The 3,515-nt window shown below is 69.3% G+C and carries 5 protein-coding genes; 1 reads left to right on the forward strand and 4 read right to left on the reverse strand.

All coding sequences use genetic code 11. From position 1 onward, the window contains the following. Positions 1-156: 156 nt before the first annotated feature. Together FVW27_RS10585 and FVW27_RS10590 are read right to left on the reverse strand one after the other, a co-directional pair. Positions 157-747, reverse strand: coding sequence for a hypothetical protein (locus FVW27_RS10585; RefSeq protein ID WP_167124980.1), 591 nt, complete (start codon positions 745-747; stop codon positions 157-159). A 64-nt stretch (positions 748-811) separates the two neighbouring features. Then, positions 812-1,282 carry an AraC family transcriptional regulator gene (locus tag FVW27_RS10590; protein WP_167124982.1) on the reverse strand — a complete coding sequence of 157 codons (471 nt, stop codon included), beginning with the start codon at positions 1,280-1,282 and terminating at the stop codon, positions 812-814. Between the two features lie 317 nt (positions 1,283-1,599). On the opposite strand from FVW27_RS10590, the gene FVW27_RS10595 reads away from it, so the two are divergent. Further along, complete coding sequence (locus tag FVW27_RS10595) at positions 1,600-1,875, forward strand: HU family DNA-binding protein (protein ID WP_007526990.1); 276 nt, start codon at positions 1,600-1,602, stop codon at positions 1,873-1,875. A gap of 161 nt (positions 1,876-2,036) precedes the next feature. On the opposite strand, the gene FVW27_RS10600 is transcribed toward FVW27_RS10595, so the two are convergent. Both FVW27_RS10600 and FVW27_RS10605 read right to left on the reverse strand, forming a co-directional pair. After that, positions 2,037-2,414, reverse strand: coding sequence for a helix-hairpin-helix domain-containing protein (locus FVW27_RS10600; RefSeq protein WP_208294738.1), 378 nt, complete (start codon positions 2,412-2,414; stop codon positions 2,037-2,039). 108 nt (positions 2,415-2,522) lie between these two features. Further along, a partial coding sequence (locus tag FVW27_RS10605; protein ID WP_167124984.1) for a glycerate kinase type-2 family protein occupies positions 2,523-3,515 on the reverse strand: 993 nt, incomplete at its 5' end.

Raw genomic sequence — 3,515 nt, forward strand, 5'->3', positions numbered from 1 at the left:
CACCGTGACGGTGCTGGCGGCGTGCGCGGTGGCGGCTGTCGCCAGCAGGATGGCGATGCCGCAGAGCAGCGGGGCAAGCCCGGTGCGAAGGCGGGCGGAAGGGGGCGGAACCGGGCCTGTTGCAAGGCCCGGCGCCGCCCGTCCGGAATGGCGCATCTATTTCTTTACGGTGGCCTGTATCTTGCGGGCCGCGGGCTGCAGCACGTCGCGCAGGGTTTCGGCCAGCAGCTTTTCGACCACGTCGGATGCCGGAATGACCTGCTTGGACTGCCCGCCGGAAAGATGCTCGGTATACAGCACCTTGGTGTAGTCGGACACGGAAACGGCCAGCTTCATGGAGGTGCTGAATTCCGTGGTCTTCAGTTCCCTCAGCCACACTTCGTTGACCACGCCGGTGACGATGTAGTCGGGGCCGCCGGCGCGGGCCTGTTCCGGGGTCAGGGCGAAGGACACCTGCAAGCCCTGGCGGGACAGCTCGTCGGCCAGCGAGCGGCTGACCCAGTCGGACACGGTGGACGACGCCACGAACGAGGTGCCGTCCTTGCGTTCACCCACCTGCACCACGGGGCGCTTGTCCTCGAACATGACCACGGTCACGCGGGGGGCGGAAGGATCGGGCAGCACGGCGGCATCGGGCGGCGAGTAGAGCAGGCGGACGGAATTGCCGGGGGCGCAGGCCGAAAGGGCCAGCGCGGCAAGAACCAGCAGCAGCGCAGCAAGGGTGCGCGAGACGTTGTGGCGAAGCATTGTTCCTCCTGTGCGCGGTGCGCGGTGCGCGGCGCATGCATGTTCGCCGCCGGAGCGGCGGGTGTTACAGCGGGGCCAGTGGCAGGTAGAGGCGGGTCAGCAGCTCGTCTTCCGGCGTGGCGCCGGGGTCGTTGAGATAGGCCTCCATGCGGGGGGCGCCCAAGGGGGTGCGCCCGCTGGCGGGCAGCCACTCCCAGTACAGCGCCGACCACGACCACGGCAGGGTGGCGTAGGGGCCCTTGTGCACGGCCACGGCGTATTCCCGCGCGCGAATGACCCGCACGATGACGTAGTCGTCCGGCTCGAAGTCGTCGGGCACGGTGACCATGGCGTCGTAGCGGATGCGCTCCGGCGGGGTGATTTCCGGGTCGTCGTGGCACAGGCCCAGGAACATGGTGGAGGCGCCGGTAACCTGCCGCCGTGCGATCCACGGCGTGAGCAGCTTCCACGCCTTCGGCCCCGATTCGGCATAGGGGCCGAGCACGCGGATGCCGGCAACGCGAAGTTCCGGCAGGCGTTCGATGCGCACTTCCATGTGGCTTGTGTCTCCCTGTTTCTCTCTTGCCTGTGGGGCTTCTATAGCGCAAGCGGTGCCGAAATCAAAGGGTTGCGGAGCGCGTTTTGCCGTTGTTCCGGCTTGTTCCGGCCCTGCGGCGGCAAAGGAGCGGCAGGGCCGGAACATGCCCCGGAAGGGGGCTTTTTGGTGACGAATCAAGCAACGACGCGCCTTCGTGGGCACAAACTGTTGACAAGGGGGCCAACCTCTGTAAAAGCTGCGCCCTTGCACCACGTGCATGCAATACCGCGCCGCCGGAGCGCGCGCGGACCGAAACCCCCCATATGGAGATACCGATGACCAAAGCTGAACTGGTTGAAAAGATCCGCGCCAAGGCCGGTCTTGCCTCCAAGGTCCAGGCCGAAGGCGCCCTTGACGCCACCATCGCCGTGCTCGCCGACGCCCTGGCCGCTGGCGAATCCGTGACCTTCACCGGCTTCGGCAGCTTCAAGGTGACCGAACGCGCCGCGCGCAAGGGTCGCAATCCCCGCACCGGCGAAGAAATCACCATTCCTTCCGGCAAGGTGGTGAAGTTCACCCCCGGCAAGCTGCTGAAGGATTCCGTGAAGTAGGCAGCCCACGGGCCGCAGATTTCCGCGCCCCGCGTCTCCGGCCAGGAGATGCGGGGCGTTTCGCGTTTTCGGGGGGGGGGGGAAGGAACGCACCGATCTGCGTGGGGAAAAGGGGACGGGGTATTCAGGGGTTCTGCCCCGCCCGCCTTCTCTCCGGCCTTCTATCTCGTGCGCCCGTCGGGGCGAAGGGGCAGGACCGCGTGCAGGGTTCCGGCCTTGCGGTGGGGCGTCCAGGCGAACCAGTCGCGCAGGGCGTCAGGCAGGTGCGGGTCGCGGGCCTGGGCCACGGCGCAGGCGAACACGTCGAGCACGCACGGATCGTGGCGTTGCCCGGTGAGTGCGCACAGCCGGTCATACAGTTCCTGCGGATCCGCCGCCGCAAGTTCGGCCAGGGTACGCACCCCCAGCAGATCGAGGTCGCGGCGGGTGGCCGGACCCACCGAGCGCAGCCCGGCCAGGGGGTGCGCGGGACGGGATGCGGGGCGGCCACCGGTGTTCTTCGGTCCCGTCGCGGTCGCGGTTGCGTGCGCGTTCTTCATGTGTCCTTCCGTAGCCGTGCGCGACGGTCCGCCCGGTCAGGGCATTCGGTCGGGCATTCGGTCAGGCATTCGATCAGGTCACCCGGTCAGGTAGGCCGGCGAGCCGACTCAGGCGGCGGGTTTGCCCTTGGGCGCATCCACCAGCAGCACGGCCAGGTCCATGACGTTGGTCAGGGTGGGGCCGGTGCGCAGCAGGTGCCCGGTGCGGTCCAGGAAGTTGTAGGCGTCGTTGTCGGCAAGGTGGCCGTGGGCGTCCACGCCGCATTCGCGGGCCACGCACAGGGTGCTGCCCGATGCGTAGCCCCCGGCGGCGTCGGTGGGGCCGTCGGTGCCGTCGGTGCCCGCGCAGAGCATGGCGATGTGCTGGCAGTCGGCCAGTTCGTCCATGCGGATGGCGGCGGCCAGGGCCATTTCCTGGTTGCGTCCGCCAAGTCCCCCGCCGGTGATGGTGACGGTGGTCTCGCCGCCCGCCAGCAGGCAGAACGGCCCTTCCGGGTGGGGCAGGCCTTCGGCGGCGCTGGCGGCTTCTTCCACCAGTTCGCGGGCGCGCACGCGCGCCTCGCCGGTCATGGTGTCGGTAAGGATGCGCGGGCGGTAGCCGTGCGCCGCAGCCGCTTCCGCCGCCGCTTCCAGCGCCAGCCGGTTGCTGGCCACGATGCAGTTCTGCACCGCGTCGAACACAGGGTCGCCGGGCTTGGGCGTTTCCGCCGCCATGCCGCGCAGGCCCGCCGTCAGCCGTTCGACGACCGGTGCGGGCAGCCTGTGGAGGATGCCGAACCTGTCGGCGATGGATTGGCAGTCGGCATAGGTGGATACGTCGGGCGAGGTGGGGCCGGAGGCGATGACGTCCAGGTCGTCGCCCACCACGTCGGAGATGATCAGCGAAACCACCTGCGCCGGGGCCGCAGCGCGGGCCAGGTTGCCGCCGCCGAAGGCGGACAGGTGTTTGCGCAGGGCGTTGATCTCGTGGATGGTGGCCCCGCATTCCAGCAGCAGGGTGGTGGCGGCGCGCATGTCGTCCAGGGTGATGCCCGGCTGCAGCGCGGGGGTCAGCGCGCTGGCCCCGCCGGTAAGGGCGCACAGCACGAGGTCGCGCGGGCC

Source organism: Nitratidesulfovibrio liaohensis (assembly GCF_011682075.1).
GTDB lineage: Bacteria > Desulfobacterota > Desulfovibrionia > Desulfovibrionales > Desulfovibrionaceae > Cupidesulfovibrio > Cupidesulfovibrio liaohensis.